At 61.4% G+C, this 18278-nt stretch carries 20 protein-coding genes; 12 read left to right on the top strand and 8 right to left on the bottom strand.

All coding sequences use genetic code 11. From position 1 onward, the window contains the following. Positions 1–102: 102 nt before the first annotated feature. Positions 103–1278, bottom strand: coding sequence for a low temperature requirement protein A (locus ITX55_RS10275; RefSeq protein ID WP_108680224.1), 1176 nt, complete (start codon positions 1276–1278; stop codon positions 103–105). Between the two features lie 310 nt (positions 1279–1588). On the opposite strand from ITX55_RS10275, the gene ITX55_RS10270 reads away from it, so the two are divergent. Both ITX55_RS10270 and ITX55_RS10265 read left to right on the top strand, forming a co-directional pair. After that, a complete protein-coding gene (locus ITX55_RS10270; RefSeq protein WP_033634035.1) occupies positions 1589–1873 on the top strand; it encodes a YdgH/BhsA/McbA-like domain containing protein in 285 nt (94 codons plus the stop codon). 240 nt (positions 1874–2113) lie between these two features. Next, positions 2114–2671, top strand: coding sequence for a class I SAM-dependent methyltransferase (locus ITX55_RS10265; RefSeq protein ID WP_033642027.1), 558 nt, complete (start codon positions 2114–2116; stop codon positions 2669–2671). Here the strand turns inward: ITX55_RS10265 and ITX55_RS10260 are convergent, their stop codons facing one another. Beyond that, positions 2672–3133 (bottom strand): GNAT family N-acetyltransferase, encoded by a 462-nt coding sequence (locus tag ITX55_RS10260; protein WP_033651058.1) that lies wholly within the window; start codon positions 3131–3133, stop codon positions 2672–2674. A 216-nt stretch (positions 3134–3349) separates the two neighbouring features. Between ITX55_RS10260 and ITX55_RS10255 the strand changes: the two genes are divergently transcribed. The 4 genes from ITX55_RS10255 to aroL all read left to right on the top strand — a co-directional run bounded on the left by ITX55_RS10255 (position 3350) and on the right by aroL (position 7787). Beyond that, entirely contained in the window at positions 3350–4465 is a 1116-nt protein-coding gene (locus ITX55_RS10255) for an ABC transporter substrate-binding protein (protein ID WP_197756053.1), read from the top strand. Further along, entirely contained in the window at positions 4458–6581 is a 2124-nt protein-coding gene (locus ITX55_RS10250) for a TonB-dependent siderophore receptor (protein ID WP_197756052.1), read from the top strand. The genes ITX55_RS10255 and ITX55_RS10250 overlap by 8 nt, the downstream gene beginning before the upstream one ends. A gap of 53 nt (positions 6582–6634) precedes the next feature. Continuing rightward, on the top strand, positions 6635–7153 hold the full coding sequence (locus tag ITX55_RS10245) for a GNAT family N-acetyltransferase (protein WP_223085030.1): 519 nt from the start codon (positions 6635–6637) through the stop codon (positions 7151–7153). A 109-nt stretch (positions 7154–7262) separates the two neighbouring features. Further along, positions 7263–7787, top strand: coding sequence for a shikimate kinase AroL (gene aroL, locus ITX55_RS10240; protein WP_060659886.1), 525 nt, complete (start codon positions 7263–7265; stop codon positions 7785–7787). Between the two features lie 36 nt (positions 7788–7823). Here aroL and ITX55_RS10235 read toward each other — a convergent pair whose 3' ends face one another. Next, on the bottom strand, positions 7824–8567 hold the full coding sequence (locus ITX55_RS10235; protein ID WP_197756051.1) for an AraC family transcriptional regulator: 744 nt from the start codon (positions 8565–8567) through the stop codon (positions 7824–7826). Between the two features lie 96 nt (positions 8568–8663). On the opposite strand from ITX55_RS10235, the gene ITX55_RS10230 reads away from it, so the two are divergent. Continuing rightward, complete coding sequence (locus tag ITX55_RS10230) at positions 8664–9068, top strand: nuclear transport factor 2 family protein (RefSeq protein WP_033651063.1); 405 nt, start codon at positions 8664–8666, stop codon at positions 9066–9068. A 47-nt stretch (positions 9069–9115) separates the two neighbouring features. After that, positions 9116–9316: a YaiA family protein gene (locus tag ITX55_RS10225; protein ID WP_015376810.1), complete on the top strand. Its 201-nt coding sequence runs from the start codon at positions 9116–9118 to the stop codon at positions 9314–9316. A gap of 24 nt (positions 9317–9340) precedes the next feature. Here ITX55_RS10225 and ITX55_RS10220 read toward each other — a convergent pair whose 3' ends face one another. Next, positions 9341–9562, bottom strand: coding sequence for a hypothetical protein (locus ITX55_RS10220; protein WP_147838735.1), 222 nt, complete (start codon positions 9560–9562; stop codon positions 9341–9343). Between the two features lie 27 nt (positions 9563–9589). Between ITX55_RS10220 and ppnP the strand changes: the two genes are divergently transcribed. Further along, on the top strand, positions 9590–9880 hold the full coding sequence (gene ppnP / locus ITX55_RS10215; RefSeq protein ID WP_004940463.1) for a pyrimidine/purine nucleoside phosphorylase: 291 nt from the start codon (positions 9590–9592) through the stop codon (positions 9878–9880). 64 nt (positions 9881–9944) lie between these two features. Here ppnP and rdgC read toward each other — a convergent pair whose 3' ends face one another. Then, positions 9945–10856 carry a recombination-associated protein RdgC gene (rdgC, locus tag ITX55_RS10210; RefSeq protein WP_004940461.1) on the bottom strand — a complete coding sequence of 304 codons (912 nt, stop codon included), beginning with the start codon at positions 10854–10856 and terminating at the stop codon, positions 9945–9947. Positions 10857–11072: 216 nt separating this feature from the next. Here rdgC and mak point away from each other — a divergent pair, with 216 nt between their 5' ends. The 3 genes from mak to ITX55_RS10195 all read left to right on the top strand — a co-directional run bounded on the left by mak (position 11073) and on the right by ITX55_RS10195 (position 12706). Continuing rightward, on the top strand, positions 11073–11981 hold the full coding sequence (gene mak, locus ITX55_RS10205) for a fructokinase (protein ID WP_033651065.1): 909 nt from the start codon (positions 11073–11075) through the stop codon (positions 11979–11981). 108 nt (positions 11982–12089) lie between these two features. Beyond that, complete coding sequence (locus ITX55_RS10200; protein WP_004940455.1) at positions 12090–12323, top strand: type II toxin-antitoxin system Phd/YefM family antitoxin; 234 nt, start codon at positions 12090–12092, stop codon at positions 12321–12323. After that, complete coding sequence (locus tag ITX55_RS10195; RefSeq protein ID WP_033651066.1) at positions 12320–12706, top strand: type II toxin-antitoxin system VapC family toxin; 387 nt, start codon at positions 12320–12322, stop codon at positions 12704–12706. Before ITX55_RS10200 ends, ITX55_RS10195 begins: the two co-directional genes overlap by 4 nt. Here ITX55_RS10195 and licT read toward each other — a convergent pair. From licT to sbcD, 3 genes are all read right to left on the bottom strand, one after another. Continuing rightward, positions 12703–13551 carry a BglG family transcription antiterminator LicT gene (gene licT / locus ITX55_RS10190; RefSeq protein ID WP_042783774.1) on the bottom strand — a complete coding sequence of 283 codons (849 nt, stop codon included), beginning with the start codon at positions 13549–13551 and terminating at the stop codon, positions 12703–12705. The genes ITX55_RS10195 and licT overlap by 4 nt on opposite strands. Positions 13552–13782: 231 nt before the next feature. After that, complete coding sequence (gene sbcC / locus ITX55_RS10185) at positions 13783–17034, bottom strand: exonuclease subunit SbcC (protein WP_223085029.1); 3252 nt, start codon at positions 17032–17034, stop codon at positions 13783–13785. After that, positions 17031–18263: an exonuclease subunit SbcD gene (gene sbcD, locus ITX55_RS10180; RefSeq protein WP_042783776.1), complete on the bottom strand. Its 1233-nt coding sequence runs from the start codon at positions 18261–18263 to the stop codon at positions 17031–17033. Before sbcD ends, sbcC begins: the two co-directional genes overlap by 4 nt. Positions 18264–18278: the final 15 nt, after the last annotated feature.

The following is an 18278-nucleotide window of genomic DNA, read 5'->3' as shown; positions in this document are numbered from 1 at the left end:
ATTGATTTTCCTTGTTTTTTATCCACTGCTCTCTGCAAACCCGGTAATGGCATGAGGTTTGTCATCAATCTCACAGCGGGGGCGATTGCGCCCCCGTTTGATTCAGGCTTGCGCGTGCCGCTGCGGCGCTTTGCCGCGCGAGATGCTCTCCCACGCCGCCACCACCACCATGATCAGCGTCGTCAGGCCATTGACCATCAGCAGGTCGGTTAAATAGGCGATCGGGGCCAATACCGCCAGCGCCAGCAGCCCGACCAGATGCGACAGCGGGAAGCGGCGATACACCAGCCGTTTGTACAGCGCGTTGGCGAACAGGTAAATCGCCGGGCCGAGCAGCAGCACCGCCGCCGTGGCATGTTGGATGCGGCCGTCGGGCTGGGCGATCACCAGCTCGTTGGCCACGGCACAGACGATGATCGCCCCCACCAGCGCGACGTGCACATAATGGAAATAAGCGCCCAGCTGGCCGGGATTTTCCGCCTGGCTGATGGCGTGGCTGCCGGCTTTGCTGCTGGTGTCGAAGTAAACCCACCACATCGCCAGGCTGCCGAGAAAGGCCACCAGCGAAGCGATGAGCACCGGCAGGCTCCAGCTTTCCATTTCGCTCAGGGTGGCGCCGGTGATCAGAATGGTTTCCCCCAGCGCCACGATCACGAACAGCTGGCAGCGCTCCGCCAGATGGTGGCCTTCGATGGTCCATTCGCTGCTGCTGTCCGAGCGCCCCAGCACCGGCAGGCGAAAACCGAACATCGGCGAGACGTATTCGCACAAGACGGCGATCGCCCACAGCGCCAGGCGAACATGGCCTTCCGCAAGCCCGCCGGCGATCCAGAAGACGGCGGAGATGCACAGCCAGCCGAGAATGCGGCGAAAGTTTTGTTTTAACGGATGATCGGGCGCCAGCAGGCGCAATACCGTGGCGGAGCGCCCGACCTGAATGGCGACGTAGAACAGGGCGAAGATCAGACCGCGTTCGCCAAACGCCTGCGGCAACGCGGCGGCGGCGAACAGCCCCAGCAGCATGATCGCGAACAGCAACAGGCGGATCTGGCGGGTATCCGGATTGAACCAGTTGGTGACCCAGGCGGTGTATTGCCAGGCCAGCCAGACGGCGAACCACAGCAGCAGGGTTTCCAGCGCGCCGGTCAGCGTCAGGTGATGCAACAGATAGTGGGAAAGTTGGGTCACGGCGAAAACGTAGATCAGATCGAACAGCAGCTCGGAAAATGAGACCGACGCGCCCTGACCGTCACGCACGCGCAGCAGGTTTTGCGACATAAGCGTTCTTCCTTAAAAGGGTAAGCCACAAAATTCAGCGTAGCTCAGCGCGCTCCGGCGGGTAAAAAATCTTAAATAGACGCGGCGCGCATTCTTTATCACGCGCCGTCTTTAATTGTTCATCAAATAGGGGTAAGGTGAAGCCTATAAAGTCATTCTCGCCTGAAAATACACACCCGCTCTCACTTCCTCCTTATTCTCCTCACAATGATTGATGTTCTTTACGTTGCATGACGTCCGTTTTCATTGGCTAGCGGATAATTAACATCACTGACAACGAGCTAATAAACAAGAACACCTGGAGTCAATCATGAAACTTATCCCAAGCATCGCAGCCGTATTGATCGCCGCCGCTTCATTTTCCACTTTCGCCGCGCCGCTGTCGTCGGTAAAACAGGTCAACAGCGAGCAGGCCGCCAATCTGCAAAGCCTCGGCGTCGTGTCGGTTTCCGGCGTTAGCGGCTCACCGCATGACGCCATCACCGCCCTGAAAGAAAAAGCCGCGGCGGACGGCGCCAGTCATTATCGCATTATCGGTCTGGACACCCCCGGGGACTCCAGCAACTGGCGCGGCAATGCGGAAATTTATCGCTAAGCGTTAGCTTTTTACCCTCTGGCCGCGGCAACGCGGCCAAAAAAATAAACGGTCGCAATAATTATCTGAACGGTCGGCGCATAAACCGCTTATTCTCAGATCATTATTGCGACCGTTTTTCTTTGCGCGCCGCTGATAAGGTTGCATTTTATTACAACTGTGTCCGCCGCTTTCGGAATCATGTTAATGATTACTTAAGAAATTCGGCTCACATTGAGGGCTTAACCCAAGGAGGCCTCAATGTTAAATGCGACCCGACTGCAACTGATGAATCACTTCGCTTACCTGCAGCAATTTATGGCTTCACCGCGCACCGTCGGTACGCTGGCGCCTTCTTCCCCGTGGCTGTGTCAGGCGATGCTCAATCAGGTTGAATGGACCCGGGCGCTGTCGATCGCGGAACTGGGCGCGGCGGACGGCGTGCTGACCAAACGCATTCTGGGGCGGATGCGCGCCGATGCGGCGCTGGAGGCCTTCGAGATCCAACCCCATTTCGTGCATCGGCTGCGCGGGATTGACGATCGGCGGCTGCAGGTGATGGGCCATTCGGCGACCCGGATGGCCACGGATTACGACGTGGTGTTTTCCTGCCTGCCGCTGCTGTCGATCCCGGTCAGGATCAGCGTGCGCATTCTTCAGCAGGCCCGGCAGCGGCTGCTGGCGCGCAACGGCACGCTGGTGCTGTTCCAATACAGCCACCTGTCGGAAAAATTGCTGTCGCGCTATTTTCACTGGAAGCGCCTGCGGGTGGTGCGCAACTTCCCGCCGGCGCTGGTGTATGTCTGTACGCCGCGTTAGCTACAGTTTTTTCTCCATCACCACCACCTCTTCGTCATGCTGCCGCCGGCGCTCCAGAGGTTGCCAACCCCAGCCGGCGTACAGCGCTTCCGATTTGTCGGTAATGAGATGCAGAACCGAGTGATGGCGCTGCCGCGCCGCCTCGACGATGGCCATTTCAAGACGGTGGGCGATGCCCTTGCGGCGGTGATCGGGATGCACGAAGACGCCGGCCAGCCACGGGGTGAGATCCTGGCGCTGATGGTCGTCGCTGGGCCACAGGCTGGCCATGCCCACCGGACGATCGCCGTCGATCATCATCAGCGTCAGGTGGTCGTCGCCCGGTCGGCTGCATTGGGCGAAACGCAGCTGGGTGCGCTCCAGCGAGCCGCCGCGCTGTGAACCCCACTGGCCGAATGCCCAGGCGGCGCACACATCGGCAAACTGCGGGCAATCCGACAGCGGAATGATGCGTTGAGTCATGGAGGTCTCCCGGTTTTTAGCTGTTTCCCCGTTCTATTTAACCGATTTCCCCGCCATTTTTTTAACTTTTTAAAGCCGTTATTTTAGCGGTTTCGCCGTGTTTGCCGCGCGCCCGGCGCCGTTTCCCGGATTTCTTTTGGCAATGGCGGCGCGGGATTGCAAGCGCTAATGAGAGTGATTATCATGCGCACACTATTTCCCCCTTTCGGCTCAATCATGCGCAATTTCCTCATTTTACTGCTGCTTTCTCTGTGGTTCGGCGTGTTCTCCGCCCAGGCGAAGACGGTGACCGATATCACCGGCCGTCAGGTTGTGGTGCCGGACAATCCGCAGCGCATCGTGGTGGGGGAGAGCCGCATGTTGTATACGCTGGCGCTGCTGGAGCCGGGCAACCCGGCGCAGCGCATCGTCGGCTGGCCGGCGGATCTGGCGCGTTTCGATGCGCAAAGCTGGCAGCTTTATACGCAGCAGTTTCCGCAGATAGCCCAGATCCCCGTCATCAGCGGCAATAACTTTCGCCAGGTCAATGTCGAAAGCCTGCTGCAGCTGAAACCGGATCTGGTGATCCTGGCGCGCTATGCGCGTGAAGACGGCGACAACGATCGGTTGGTTTCTGCGTTGAACAAGGCCGGCGTGGCGGTGATCTACGTCGATCTGCGCATCGATCTGCTGAACAACACCGTGCCGAGCGTGCGGCTGCTGGGCGACGTGCTCAATCGCCGGCAGCGCGCCGAGCAGTTCATCCAGTTTTATCAGCAGCATATGGCGGTGATTCAGCAACGTCTGGCGGGCTATCAGGGGCCGAAGCCCAAAGTGATGCTGCACCTGCATCTGGGGCGGCGCGACACCTGTTGCACCACCGCCGCGCACGGCAACCTTGGCGATCTGCTGACCTTCGCCGGCGGTGACAACATCGCCAACGCCAGCGTCAAAGGGGTGTATGGCGAGCTGAACCCGGAAACCACTCTGAGCGCCAATCCCGACGTGTACCTCGCCACCGGCATGGCTGGGCCGCAGGGCAAACGGCTGTCCGATCTGCGCCTCGGGCCGCAGGTCAGCCGCCAAGAGGCCGCTGACAGCTTCCGCCGGCTGATCGCCAAACAGCCGATGCTGACCAACCTGCAGGCGGTGAAAAACCACCGCGCCTGGAGCGTCTGGCACAACTTTTACCTCAGCCCGTACCACGTGGTGCTGGTCGAGGTGTTCGCCAAAGCGTTTTACCCGGATCTGTTCGCCGACATCAACCCGCAGCAGACCTTCCAACAGCTTTATCAGCAGTTTTTGCCGTTACCTTTTTCAGGGACCTATTGGAGTCAGTTAGATAATGAATAACAACAAACGCGGTTGGTGGTGCGCATTGCCGTTGGCGGCCTGCGCGACATCACCGACGTGGGCGGCGGAAAAAACCGCGTCGCAGGAAGAAAACCTGGTGGTGATCGGCCGCAAAGACGCCGACGGCGTGCAGAGCTATCAGCCGTTGACCAGCGTCACCGGTACCCGCAGCGAAACCAACCTGCTGAACGTGCCGCAGGCGATCGACGTGGTGCCGCAGCAGGTGATTGCCGATCAGGCGGTCAGCAGCCTGGACGAAGCGCTGTACAACGTCAGCGGCATAACCCAGGCCAACACGCTCGGGGGCACCCAGGACGCGGTAATGAAACGCGGTTTCGGCGACAACCGCGACGGCTCCATTCTGCGCGACGGCGTGCGCTCGGTGCAGGCGCGCAACTTTACGCCGACCACCGAGCGGGTGGAGGTGCTCAAGGGGCCGGCTTCGATGCTGTACGGCATGGGCGAGCCGGGCGGGATGATCAACATGATCACCAAAAAGCCCCAGCTGCAGCAGCGCACTCATGTGGAAGGCTGGGGCAGCAGCTTCAACGGCGGCGGCGGCCAGCTCGACGTCACCGGGCCGCTCGGCACGTCGGGGTTCGCCTATCGCATGATCGTCGATCACGATGAAACCGACTACTGGCGCAATTTCGGCCGCAACCGCCAGACGGTGATCGCGCCCTCGTTGATGTGGTACGGCGAGAACACCACCGTGCGGCTGGCCTACGAGCATATGGAATATCGGGTGCCGTTCGATCGCGGCACCATTATCGATTCGCGCACCGGCAAACCGGTGAATACGCCGCGCGATCGCCGTTTCGACGAAGCCTATAACGCCACCCGCGGCGATCAGGACAGCATTACCCTGCAGATCGATCAAACGCTCAACGAGCGCTGGAAAAGCTCGCTGACCTACGCCTACAGCCGCAACAGCTACAGCGACAACCAGGCGCGCGCCACGGCGCTGAATCCGGTGACCGGCGTGTTGACTCGCCAGGCCGACTCGACCGCCCATGCCGTCAGCCACGCCAGCGCGGTACAGTTGACGCTCAATGGCGACGTGGACTGGGGGCGCATCAACCACCAGATGCTGTTCGGCTTCGATTTTGAAGATAACCGCACCTACCGCGGCGACATGATCCGCGGCAAAAAGAACAGCGATTTCAATATCTATCATCCGGTATATGGCCTGATGCCGCCCTCGACCGCGGTCAGCGCCAAAGACAGCGATCAGCGGGAAAATCTCACCAGCTACGGCTGGTTTATGCAGGATTCCATCCAACTGACCGATAAATGGCTGGTGATGGGCGGGCTGCGCTACGACGCTTTCGACGTCTATGCCGGCAAGGGGCGGCCGTTCCAGACCAACACCGACAGCTCGGACGGCAAGCTGGTGCCGCGCGCCGGGGTGGTGTACAAGCTGACGCCTTACGTGTCGCTGTACAGCAGCTATACCGAGTCGTTCAAGCCGAACTCTTCCATCGCCACCCAGATTGATTCGCTGCCGCCGGAGCAGGGCAAGTCGTGGGAAGTCGGCGGCAAGCTGGCGCTGCCGAACGGTGTTACCGGCACGTTGGCGCTGTTCGACATCACCAAGCGCAACGTGATGGTCAGTGAGCTGGTGGAGGGCGAAACCGTGACGCGCACCGCCGGGCGCGTGCGTTCGCAGGGCGTGGAGCTGGACGTGGCCGGTAATCTCACCGACTCGCTGAGCCTGATCGGTTCCTATGCGTATACCGACGCGCGCGTGGTGGACGATCCGGACAACAAGGGCAAAGAGATGACCAACGTGGCGCGCCATACCGCCTCGCTGTTCCTGACCCAGAACCTGGGCAGCCTGGGCCTGTACAGCGGCGATGAGGTGCGTATCGGCGCCGGCGCGCGCTACGTGGGCCGCCGCCCGGGCGATGCCGCCAACAGCTTCAATATGGATAATTACACCGTTGCCGATGCGTTCGCCGCTTACACTATGCCGATCAACGGCTATCGGGTGAAATGGCTGCTGAACGTGAAGAACCTGTTCGATAAAACCTATTACCCGTCCAGCGGCGGCAATTTGCGCGTGGCGGTGGGGGAACCGCGTGAGGTAGTGCTGCGCGGCAGTATCGATTTCTGAGCCGCGGGCGGTGAAATTTGCTTAAATAACCGCCCCAACGTTAAGGAGAACCCATGAGCCTGCAAATTCGTTTAGCGCAGCAGCGGGATATCGCGCACCTGATGGCGGTTGAACGCTCGGCGGCGCAGCTGTTTCGCCAGCAGCCGGCGTGGCGCTTTATCGCCGAAGGCGAGGTGATGAGCCCGCAACAGCACGCCGCGTTTATCGTCGAACGCCGTGAATGGCTGGCCGAAAGCGACAACGGCGAGTGCGCCGGCTTTATCGCCGTGCAGGCTCAGGGGAAAGACTGGCATATCGCCGAATTGTCGGTCGCCGGCGCCTGGCAACGGCAGGGCGTCGGCCGCCGCCTGATCGGAGCGGTGGCGGAAGAAGCCAAACGCCAGGGCGCCGCTCGCCTGACGCTCACCACCTTCATTGACGTGCCGTGGAATGCGCCTTATTACCGGCGGCTGGGGTTCCGGCCGCTCGACGACGCGCGGCTCACGGCCGCCTTGCGGCGGCATCTGGATGAGGATCTGGCGCACGGCTTTGTCGCTGGCAGTCGCTGTGCCATGGAATTTACACTATCGTAAATATTGAAATACAGAGCGGGCGGGGTATGATGCTGCCACCACGCCATCGCACCCGCTCGGTATTTTGGTATGCAATGCACTCAAGTCACCGCATAAGGGACAACCCGTAATGACACAAACCCTGTTCATGATAGGCGCTCGCGGAGCCGGCAAGACCACGGTAGGCAGCGCATTGGCGCTGGCGTTGGGCTATCAGTTCGTCGATACCGATCTGTTTATGCAGCAGGCGGCGCAGATGAGCGTGGCGGAAATGGTCGAGCGCGAGGGCTGGCTGGGGTTTCGTCGCCGCGAGACCATCGCGTTGCAAACCGTGACTAAGCCGTCAACTATAGTTGCCACCGGCGGCGGGGCGATCCTGGCGGAGGAAAACCGCCAGTTTATGCGCCAGCATGGCACCGTTATCTACCTGCGCGCGCCGGCCAGCGTGTTGGCGCAGCGGTTGGAAGAGTACCCGGAAGATGCGCAGCGCCCGACGCTCACCGGCAGGCCGATCGCCGAAGAGATGCTCGAGGTGCTGGCCGCGCGTGAAGCGCTGTATCAGGATGCCGCGCATTACGTGATGGACGGCGCCGCCGATCCTCAGCAGGTGGTGGAACAAATCCTCGCGGTGCTGCCGCGCGAGACGGTGAAATAACCTTTTCTTCTCTTCGGGCGCTGGGCGCCCGTTTTCCTATTCCCTTTGCCGAGCGGCCGCAAAGTACGCGCCAGGCGTGACGCCGAAGCGGCGGCGAAAGGCGGCGATGTAGGCGCTGACGTTGTCATAGCCGCAGGCGTCGGCCACCTCGCTGACCGCTTCGCCGCGTGATAATCCCTCCAGTGAACGCAATACCCGCGCCTGTTGGCGCCACAGCGCGAAGCTGATGCCGGTTTCCTGCAGAAAGCGGCGGCTCAGGGTGCGTGGGCTGAGCCCGGCCCAGGCGGCCCAGTCGCGCTGGCTGTGCAGGCTGGCGGGATCGTTCAGCAGCGCCCGGGCGATGTTCAGCAACCGGGCGTCCTGCGGCAGCGGCAATTGCAACGGCGCGCGGCTTGCCGTGTCCATTTCATCCAGCAGCACCTGCAGCAGCCGCCGTTGCGGCGCGCTCATCGGGCCGGCGGAGAACTGCGCGATGCGTTCCACCAGGGCCTGCAATAGCGCTGAGGCGGTGAACAGCTGCGGCTGCGGCGGCATCTCCGGCGCGCTTTCCACCGGCAGATACAGACTCCAGCCCGCCACATCGCCACAGGCCAGCGCCTGATGGGGGCACCCCGGCGGCAGCCAGCCCAGCGCACCGCCGGTGATCGCCCATTGCCGGCCAGGCAGTTCCAGCGCCAGCATGCCGCGCGTCAAGAGATAGATCTGGCCGCCGTCGTGCCGGTGCCAGGGCGTCAGGTGCTTTCTTTCATGCTGAAGGCGTTGGCTGCGGATCTGCGTCATGTTGGCCGTTTAACGTTATTGAAAGTCTTGATGCGGTTATTATGCCATCGCCTGGCCGGGATAGGATCGCCATTCCCCCCATTTCGGAGAAACGTGATGACTCAACTTACCCCGCTGAACCTGGTGCTCGATACGCTGCAGCAGGTGGTCGCCAGCCCGGAACATCGGCCGACGCAGCTCGCCGCCCGTTTCAGCGCAGGCTACCGCCAGCAGGTGGATGGCAAGGTGCTGAACTTCGAGCAGTTTGAGCAACATATGGCGCTGCTGAAACGGCAAACCCGCCGCATGACGCTGAAGGTGCTCGCGGCGGCGGCGCAGGATGAGTCGGTGCTGACCCACCATCTGGTCGAGGTGGAAAAGCGTGACGGCACCTGCAGCCGCGTGCGGGTGCTGGCGCACTTCACCGTGCGTGAAGGCCGCATTTGCGCCTGCGATGAACTGACCGAGCTGTTGACGGGCGCCCCCGGCGATCGCGATCTCGGCTCGCGCGTGCCGGAATGAGGGCGGCTGCTATACTTGCTACTGTGTGAAACACACGGGAGAACGGCATGCGCGAAAATGATCAACCTGCTTATCCACGGAGCGCCCGCGTCGTAGAGGTGTTTCGAGGCGACCCGAACCTGCATCTGCGCCGTTTTGAGGTGCGCACCGACGACATTGAGCCGAATACGTTGCTCAGTGAACATGAAACCGAGCAGGAAGCGCTCGACGCCAAGCACCGCTATGAAGACGAGGCGCTAGAGCACTGACCTGCAGCCCAGCGGAAACCGGCGTCAGGCCGGTTTCCTGTTTATGGTTTGGAAATCGACGCCCTTGCTCTCTTTCCCGCGCGGATCGCGCCGCTTGTCCCGCCAGACGCTGCGCACCGACTCCATTGCGCTGTCCGCCCATTTGCCGGTAAGCGTCCCGGCCGCAGTTTGCTCTGCGCCGCGATCGCATTTCGCGTGAAAAACCAGTGACAGATCAACCGCAATCCCCCAATATGGATTTTCCATACAAGATGATGACGCGGGTGCCAGTCTATGCTGAAAGTGAATGAGTATTTTGCCGGAAAAGTGAAGTCTATCGGTTTTGACAGTAGCAGCATCGGTCTTACCAGCGTGGGTGTGATGGAAGAGGGCGAATACACCTTCTCCACCGCGCAGCCGGAAGAAATGACGGTGATCACCGGGGCGCTGAAAGTGCTGCTGCCGGGCGCGCCGGACTGGCAGGTGTTTACGCCGGGCGAGAAATTCTTCGTGCCGGGGCACAGCGAGTTCAACCTGCAGGTGGCCGACGCGACCGCCTATCTGTGCCGCTACCTGAGCAAATAAAGGTTGCTCGTTAGGGGAACGCGGGCTCAGCGAACGCTGGGCCCTGGTCGTTTCTGAGGCGGGATTAACGCTGGGCTTCGCCGCCGAGCGCTTCGATGGTGTTTTTGATCAACGCCGCCAGCTCGCTGGTCATCAGGATAAAGTCGGCGTCAAAGCGCTGGGCGAAGTCGTCGCGATCGATGTCGTCGTTCTGCTCGCGCAGCGTGTCGGCAAACTTCAGACGTTTTAATGAACCGTCGTCCGACAGCATCAGCTGAATGCGCTCCTGCCAATCCACCGCCAGCTTGGTCACCAGTTTGCCGGCTTCGATGTGCACCGCGATTTCGTCGCTGATCAGATTCTGTTTTTTGCAGCGGATCACGCCGCCTTCTTCCAGAATCGCTTTCAATTCCGCTTCATCCTGAATGGCGAAGCCGGCCGGCATCTCGCCGGAACGCACCCATTCGGTCAGCGTCAGTTCGATCGGGCTTTCCATCGTCAGCGGCACCACCGGCAGCGAACCGAGGCTTTTGCGCAGCAGCGCCAGCGTATCTTCGGCGCGTTTGGCGCTGGCGGCATCGACCATGATCAGATCGTTGACGGTGTCGATCCACATGAAAGTCTGGTTGAAGCGGCTGAATGCGCGCGGCAGCAGGCTGTGCAGCACTTCATCCTTCAACGCGTCCTTCTCGGTTTTCTTCAGTTTGCGGTGTTGTTCCGCCTCCAGGCGCTCAATCTTGGCCTGCAGCTCTTGCTTGATGACCGGCGACGGCAGGATTTTCTCTTCCTTGCGCGCGCAGATGACGATTTGGCCGTTGACCGCGTGCGTCAATGCATCGCTGTGCGAACCCATCGGGGAGACCCAGCCGGTCTTCGCCATGTCCTGGCTGCCGCACGGCGTGAAGGCGAATGCGCTGAGTTGTTTTTCCATTTCATCCGCGTTTAGCGCCACTTCGCGGCTCAAACGGTAAACCATCAAATTCTTAAACCACAGCATAATGTTATCCCAGGCTGGGCGTGCGTTCGGCACGCTGATTCGTCAAAAGCAGGGCGGCATGATAACGAATTGACGCTGAAAAATCGCCCCATTCTCTCTGAATTGCGTCGCTTTACGCAGCGAGAAAGGACGGGACGGAGGGTGGGAAACAGGTGATTCATTCGCGCGCTTACATTAGGCTGTGGCAACGCTGCGCGGCATCGAGGAGAAAAATACGTGCGCATTGGCATCGATTTGGGTGGAACGAAAATTGAAGTGATTGCGTTGGCGGACGACGGGCGGGAGCTGTTTCGCCATCGTATCGCCACGCCGCGCCATGACTACCGGCAAACTCTGGCGGCGATCGCCGGGCTGGTGAAACTGGCCGAGGATCATACCGGCGAACGGGGATCGGTCGGGATCGGCATTCCCGGCACGCTGTCGCCGTTTACCGGGCGGGTGAAAAACGCCAACTCGGTGTGGCTCAACGGCCAACCGCTGGACGAGGATCTTTCTGCGCTGCTGACGCGAGAGGTGCGCATCGCCAACGATGCCAACTGTCTGGCGGTGTCGGAAGCCACCGATGGCGCCGGCGCCGGCGCGAAAACCGTGTTTGCGGTTATCATCGGCACCGGCTGCGGCGCCGGCGTGGCGCTGAACGGCCAGGCGCATGCCGGCGGCAACGGCATCGCCGGTGAATGGGGGCACAATCCGCTGCCGTGGCAGGATGACGATGAGCTGCGTTACGCCCGCGAAGTGCCGTGTTACTGCGGCAAGCCGGGTTGCATCGAAACCTTTGTTTCCGGCACCGGTTTCGCCACCGACTATGCGCGCCTGAGCGGCAATGCGCTGCAAGGGCATGAGATCATGGCGCTGAGCGAGCGGGGCGATGCGTTGGCGGAGCAGGCGATTGGCCGCTACGAAATGCGGCTGGCGAAATCGCTGGCGCACGTGATCAACATGCTGGATCCGGATGTGGTGGTGCTCGGCGGCGGTATGAGCAACGTGGATCGTCTGTATCGCACGGTGCCGCAACTGGTGAAAGGCTGGGTGTTCGGCGGCGAGTGTGAAACGCCGATCCGCAAGGCCGTTCACGGCGACTCCAGCGGCGTGCGCGGTGCGGCCTGGCTGTGGCCGCAACAGTAGGGCTAAGCGTTGCAACAAAGCGCGAGGCTGCTCGCGCTTTAAACCCTTCACTGTACAAAAACTGGACGGCGCTTTATGCTTTAGCTAACTTAGCTAAGGAGGACGCGTATGCCGATTCAGGCCAATATGCACGAAGCCAAATCCAATCTGAGCCAGTTGGCGGACAGAGCCGCGGAGGGAGAAACCGTGATTATTGCAAAAGCAGGGAAGCCGTACGTACAGCTGGTCGCCATCAAGGGGGAAGCGCGCCGCCCTGGCGCCGCCAAGGGCAGGTTCACCGTGCCGGCGGATTTCAACGCCGGGGATGCGGCCATTGCGGCGTTGTTTGAGGGCGATGAATGAAGCGCCTGTTGCTGGATACCCACGCGTTGCTGTGGTGGCTGATCGACGACGCCTGCCTGGGCGTGAACGCCAAAAGGCAGATCGCCGATCCGGGCAATGCGGTGTACGTCAGCGCGGCCAGCATTTGGGAGATCTCGATCAAGCAGGCGCTGGGCAAACTGGCGCTGCCGGAAGACATCTTTGCGATCATCGAGGCCGAGGATTTTCTGTCGTTGCCGATGGACGCCTTTCACTGCCAACAGGCCGGGCAGCTGCCGCCCCATCATCAAGATCCTTTCGATCGCATGCTGATCGCACAGGCGCAGGCCGAGGGGCTGACGCTGATCTCCGCCGACGCGGTGTTTCCGCAGTACGGCGTGCGGGTGGCGGACGCCCGCCGTTAAGCCGGCTTTTCCTCGCTTTCGCTGCGCACCCGTTCGATATGAATGGTCAGAAACATCATCTCTTCCGTGGTGAGCTGATGCTGATAGTGTTTTTCGATGTGGCGGTTGATCTTACCGGCGCAGGCGAATGACTCGCGGTACTTCTCTTTCACCACCTGATACAGCGAATCGTCGTCGCTGTCGACGTAGTTTTTCCCCAGCAGCCGTTGGGCGAAAAATTTCAAGTGGGTGACGAAGCGGTGGTAGCTCAGGGATTCCTCGTTGTAATCAAAGCGGAAATGGTACTTGACCAGGTTGAGGATCTCTTGCATCACGCGGGTAATGTGCAGCGTGTTGTGCATCTCGTCGTTAAGCTGGGCGTTGACCAGGTGCAGGGCGATAAATCCGGCTTCGTCCTCCGGCAACGCGGTATCCAGCCGCTGTGCGATCAGGGCCAGCGCCTCCAGCCCGACGGCGAATTCGGCCGGATAGAGTTTTTTAATCTCCCACAGCAGCGCATTTTTGATATCCAGCCCTTGCGCATGGCGCTGCAGGGCGAAGTGGATGTGATCGGTCAGCGTGATGTAGACGATGTTATGCAACTTGCCCGGCAGGCGTTCGCGGGCGAGGGTGATGATTCTGTCGGCGGTGGTGACGCAGGCCAATGGGATCTCGGCGAGCAGCTCTTTATAGCGCTCGGCGATTTCTCCGCCGTTATGGGTGAAGACCTTTTCGATCAGGCTTTCGTCCAGCGTATCGCCGGGCTTCTTTTTAAAGCCGATTCCTTTTCCCATCACCACCGTCTCTGCCTGACGGTCGTCCAGCGTAATCACCACGTTATTATTGAGTATTTTAGCGATTTTCATGGTTTTTCCCGGTGTTTCAGCATCCTGAAAACGAAAAAACCTGACGCCCGGAAGCGATCCCGGGCGTCAGGTTTTGCCTGTATTTTATCTTTCTGCCCTGCGGCCTGAGCGGCGGAGGGGATACAGTAACAATCCTGTTATGCTGGCATAATAACCCGTGCCCGCCGCGGCTCAACGCTTTTCACCGCGGAGTGCCGCCGCGGTCACACTTCTGCGCCGCGAGCCGCGGGATCATTCCAGCCTGAAGTGCGCTTCCAGCCGGCTGACGCCGAGCCCGTTGACCTTTTTCACCTTGATCTGCACCGGAATGCGTTCTTTCATCGCCTCGACGTGGCTGATCACGCCGATGGTTTTGCCGGAGGCGTTCAGGCTGTCCAGCGCATCCAGCGCGGTGTCGAGGGTTTCGGCGTCCAGCGTGCCGAAGCCTTCGTCGAGGAACAGCGAGTCGATGCTGGTTTTATGGCTGACCAGATCGGACAACGCCAGCGCCAACGCCAGGCTGACCAGGAAGCTCTCGCCGCCGGACAGGGTGCGGGTATCGCGCAGCGCGTCCGCCTGCCAGGTGTCCACCACCTGCAGCTCCAGCGCATCGCTGGTCTTGCGCTGCAGCAGGTAGCGCCCGTGCAGCCGGCCGAGCTGCCGGTTGGCCAGATAGACCAGATGATCGAGCGTCAACCCCTGAGCGAAGCGGCGGAACTTGTCGCCTTCTTTCGAGCCTATCAGCTGGTTGAGGTAGCTCCAGTCGTCGTAGTCTTGCTGGCTGCGGGCGATTTGCTCGAACAGCGCCTGCTGATTGAGGCGACGAGCGGCATCGCTTTCCAGCTGATTGCGCAGTTCGCCCTGTCGCAGCTGCAACGTTTTCAACTGTTGTGCCAGCTCGGCCAGCGATTGGGTGAGCGCATCGATATCCGCATTGGCTTCATCCAGCCCTTCAGGGCGGCACTGCCGATGCTGCTCCAGCGTTTGCGTCGCCTGTGTCAGCAGGGCGGCGGCCTCCACCTGTCGCTGTTGCAACCGCTCTTTGCGCTGCTGCAATTCGCGACGCAGGGCGTCGTCCAGCAGCGCGGCGACGAAGGCGGTTTCATCGGCGAACTCGCTGTCGGCCAGCGCCTGCTGCCACTGCTGCTGCGCCTGCTGCAGCCGCTCCTGCATCTGAGTGAGCTGTTGTTGCAGCCCGGCCTGCTGGCCGGCCAGGCGTTCGCGCAGTTCCTGCGCCTTTTGCCACTGCTCGGCGGCCTGAACGCTGGCCTGTTCGCAGGCGGTTTGTTTGGCGCGCAGCTGTTCGCGCACCAGGGCCACCTGCTGTTCGCCGAACAGCGCCAGCCGCTGCGCACGTCGTTCAGCGAGGGTTTTCTCGCCTTCTTGCCAGCGTTGTTGCAGCTCTTGCTGCTGTTGCAGGCTGTCGGCGTGGGCTTTATGCAGCAGCGTAAAGCGTTCTTCGAGCAACGCCAGCTGTTGCTGCGTCTGCTGCTGCTGCGTTTGCAGAGCGATGAGCGCGTCTTTCGCCTGCTGTACCGCCTGCGCCGCCTGTTCATGCTGCTGCAGCGCCTGTTGCCCGCGCCGTTCTTCGTCGTCGCAGTCGTTCAGCCAGGCGCTGAGTTGCTCGCCATCCGCCAACGTAAAGTCGAACGCCAGCGGTGCGCTAAGCTGCCGCCACTGCTGCTGTTGGGCAGCCAGCTGCTGTTCATCCTGCGCGATGGTTTGCTGTTGGCGCTGCAACTGCTGTTGCAGGTTGTCGTAACGGGCTCGCAGCTCGACGCCTTGTTTTTGCAATGCTTCGGTCTGGACTTTCATTTGCTCCAGACGTTGCGCAGTTTCTGACAGTTTTACCTCTTGGTATTGCTCTACCGCCGGGTGCTCGCATGAGCCGCACAGCGGGCAGGGGGCGCCGGGTTGCAAACGGGCGCGCTCGGCCTCCAGACCCACGATCCGTTGTTCCAGCGCATAGGTTTTTTCAACATCGGCCTGGTGTGCTTTCTGCTGCTTAAATTGCTGACGGATGAGTTCTAGCTGTGGCTCCAACTGGGTCAGTTCATGTTGACCGATGTTTAGCTCTTGCCGCTGCTGTTCCAGCCGTTTAACGATTTGCTGCGACAAAGAGGATAGAGTAAACAGCTGCTGGCGCGTTGGGCGCAGATCCGCCAGGGCGCTCAGGCGCTGGCGCAGCGGGGCCAGCGGCGTTTTCGCCTCCAGTGCCTGCTGCTGTTGCTGTTGAGCGGCCAGCGCTTCACTCAGCGCATTCAACTGCTGCTGAAACTGTGCGGCCTGCGTCGTCAGCTGGCTGCGCTGAGCGGTGAGCTGCTCCAGCGTAGTTTGCTGCTGGGCGCACTGCTGCGCGGCGGCATCGCCGGCCTGTCGCCGCTCGGCCTGGGTCGATAGCAGTTGGGCTATCTGGTGATCGAGCGGGGCGACCTGCTCGTCGATCAGCTGTTGCTGTTGCCGCATATGCTCGGCATGGGTTTGCTGCGCCTGGCGGGTTTTCTCCACCGCCTGCTGCAGCGGGATCAACTGCGCTGACTGCTGTTCCTGCTGTTGCGCCAACAGAGCCGCTTGCTGCTGTATCGTCTGCAGCTCGGCGCGGCAGCGATCGCGTTCACCGCGCAGCGGCCGCAATTTCTCGGCCGGCTCGCTGAGCGTCAGCCGCTGCAGCTGTGGGGCGGCCTCTGTCTGCTCGCGCTGGGCGGTGTCCAGCCGCAATTGCCCCTCGTTTTGCTGTTGCCGGAGGCGTTGCCATTGTTGCAGCCAGCTCAGCGCCTGTTGCTGCCGCTGGGTTTGCTCGCCGAGGGCGCTTTCCTGCGTGCTCAGCGCCGCCAGCTGTTCGGTCAGAGACTGGCGCTGCTCGTCGTTCAGCAGTTCGATGCCGCTGGCGCGTTGGTGCAACGCATCCAGGTCAGTTTTGGCCTGCTTGTGCGACTCGAACACCTGCTCGGACAGCCGCCCATAGATTTCGGTGCCGGTCAGCTCTTCCAACAGCTCGGCGCGATCGTTGGCGTCGGCGTTGAGGAAGGCGGCGAACTGCCCCTGAGACAGCATCATCGATTTGGTGAAGCGGCCGAAGTCCAGCCCGGTGATGGCGGCGGTGAGCTCCAGCTTGTCGCGCACTTTGTCCGCCAGGATCTTGCCGTCCTCGCGGCGCGCCAGTTCGACCTTCGGCGCCTGCAGGTTGCCGTCCGGCGCATTTTTGGCGCGGCGCTGGCTCCAGAAGGCGCGATAGCCGACGCCCTTGACCTCAAACTCGACCTCCGCCAGCGACTCGGCGGTGTGGCGGGTCATCAGCTCATTCTGGCTCGGGGTGACGTTAAGGCGCGGCGTTTGGTGGTACAGCGCCAGGCAAATGGCGTCCAGCAGGGTGGTTTTGCCCGCGCCGGTCGGGCCGGTAATGGCGAACAGGCCGTTGCTGGCGAACGGCTCGGCGGTGAAGTCAATTTTCCATTCGCCCTGCAGCGAGTTGAGGTTTTTTAACCGCAGGCTGAGGATCTTCATGAATTCGTCTCCTCGGCGTTGTGCTGCACCGCCTCGACCACCTGGCGGAACATCTGGCGCATCCGCTGTTGGCGCGTTTCGGGCATCTCAGCCTCCTGCGCCAGGCGCCGTTCGAACACTTCGTTGACGCTCAGCTCGTTCAGCGTTTCCTTATCCTGCTGCGCAATCGCCTGGCGGCGCTGCTCTTTGCTGCGCCGCAACAGCACTACTTCCACCGGCAGCTCATCCGCCAGCAGCTGGATGCGGCGCTGGATGTCGCTGAGGTAGTCCTGCGTCGCCACTTCGATATCCAGCCACACCGGCCGCTCGCCGGCATAGTCGGCAAATTGCCGCAGCTGCCGTTCGATCTCGGCCAGATCGCCTTTGATCAGTTGCATGGGCTGGAACTGCGGGATCGTTAACGCGTCAACCCGCTGCAGGGCGCCGTCGGCGAAATCCACCAGGAAGACGCTTTTGGCTTTGCCCAGCTCATCGAAGCTGAGCGGGATCGGCGAACCGCTATAGCGAATATGCTCCGATTTGGCGACGTTCTGCGCGCGGTGAATGTGGCCCAGCGCGATATAGTCGGCGGGCGGGAAGGCCTGCGCCGGGAAGGCGTCGAGGGTGCCGATATAGATGTCGCGCACCGAGTCGGAGGTGGTGACGCCGACGGTGGTCAGGTGGCCGGTGGCGACGATCGGCAGCGGCAAGCCCAACTGGTCGCGGCGCTCGCAGGCCGCCTGATACAGCGTCTGATAATGTTCGGCGATGGCTTCCTGCAGCGCCTGCTGTTTCTGTGCGCCGGATTCGCCGGCGCGGCTGGTGAGCAGATCGCGCGGCCGCAGGAACGGAATGGCGCACAGCACCGCGCCCGGCTGGCCGTCGCGTCGGTTCAGCACCACGATTTGCTGTTCCGGGGCGCCCTGCGCGCTGGCGATCACCGTGGTGTTCAGGCAGGAGAGCAGCTCCCGCGATTCGTTCAGCGTCGCCACCGAGTCGTGGTTGCCGCCCAGCACCACCAACTGGCAGCCGGTGCGCTGCAGTTCCACCACGAAGCGGTTGTACAGCTCGCGGGCATAGCTGGGCGGTGAGCCGGTATCGAACAGATCCCCGGCGACGATCAGCGCATCCACCTGTTGCTGTTCAATCTGTTCGATCAGCCAGTTCAGAAAAGCCTGGTGCTCGGCGGCGCGGCTTTTGGTGAAAAAGTACTGGCCAAGGTGCCAGTCAGAGGTGTGGATCAGGCGCATGACACTCCCGGATGC

The sequence above is a fragment of the Serratia sp. EWG9 genome (assembly GCF_019913725.1).
GTDB lineage: Bacteria > Pseudomonadota > Gammaproteobacteria > Enterobacterales > Enterobacteriaceae > Serratia > Serratia ureilytica.
Note: the sequence above shows the minus strand (reverse complement) of the source record. Positions and strands in the feature narration are given on the sequence as shown.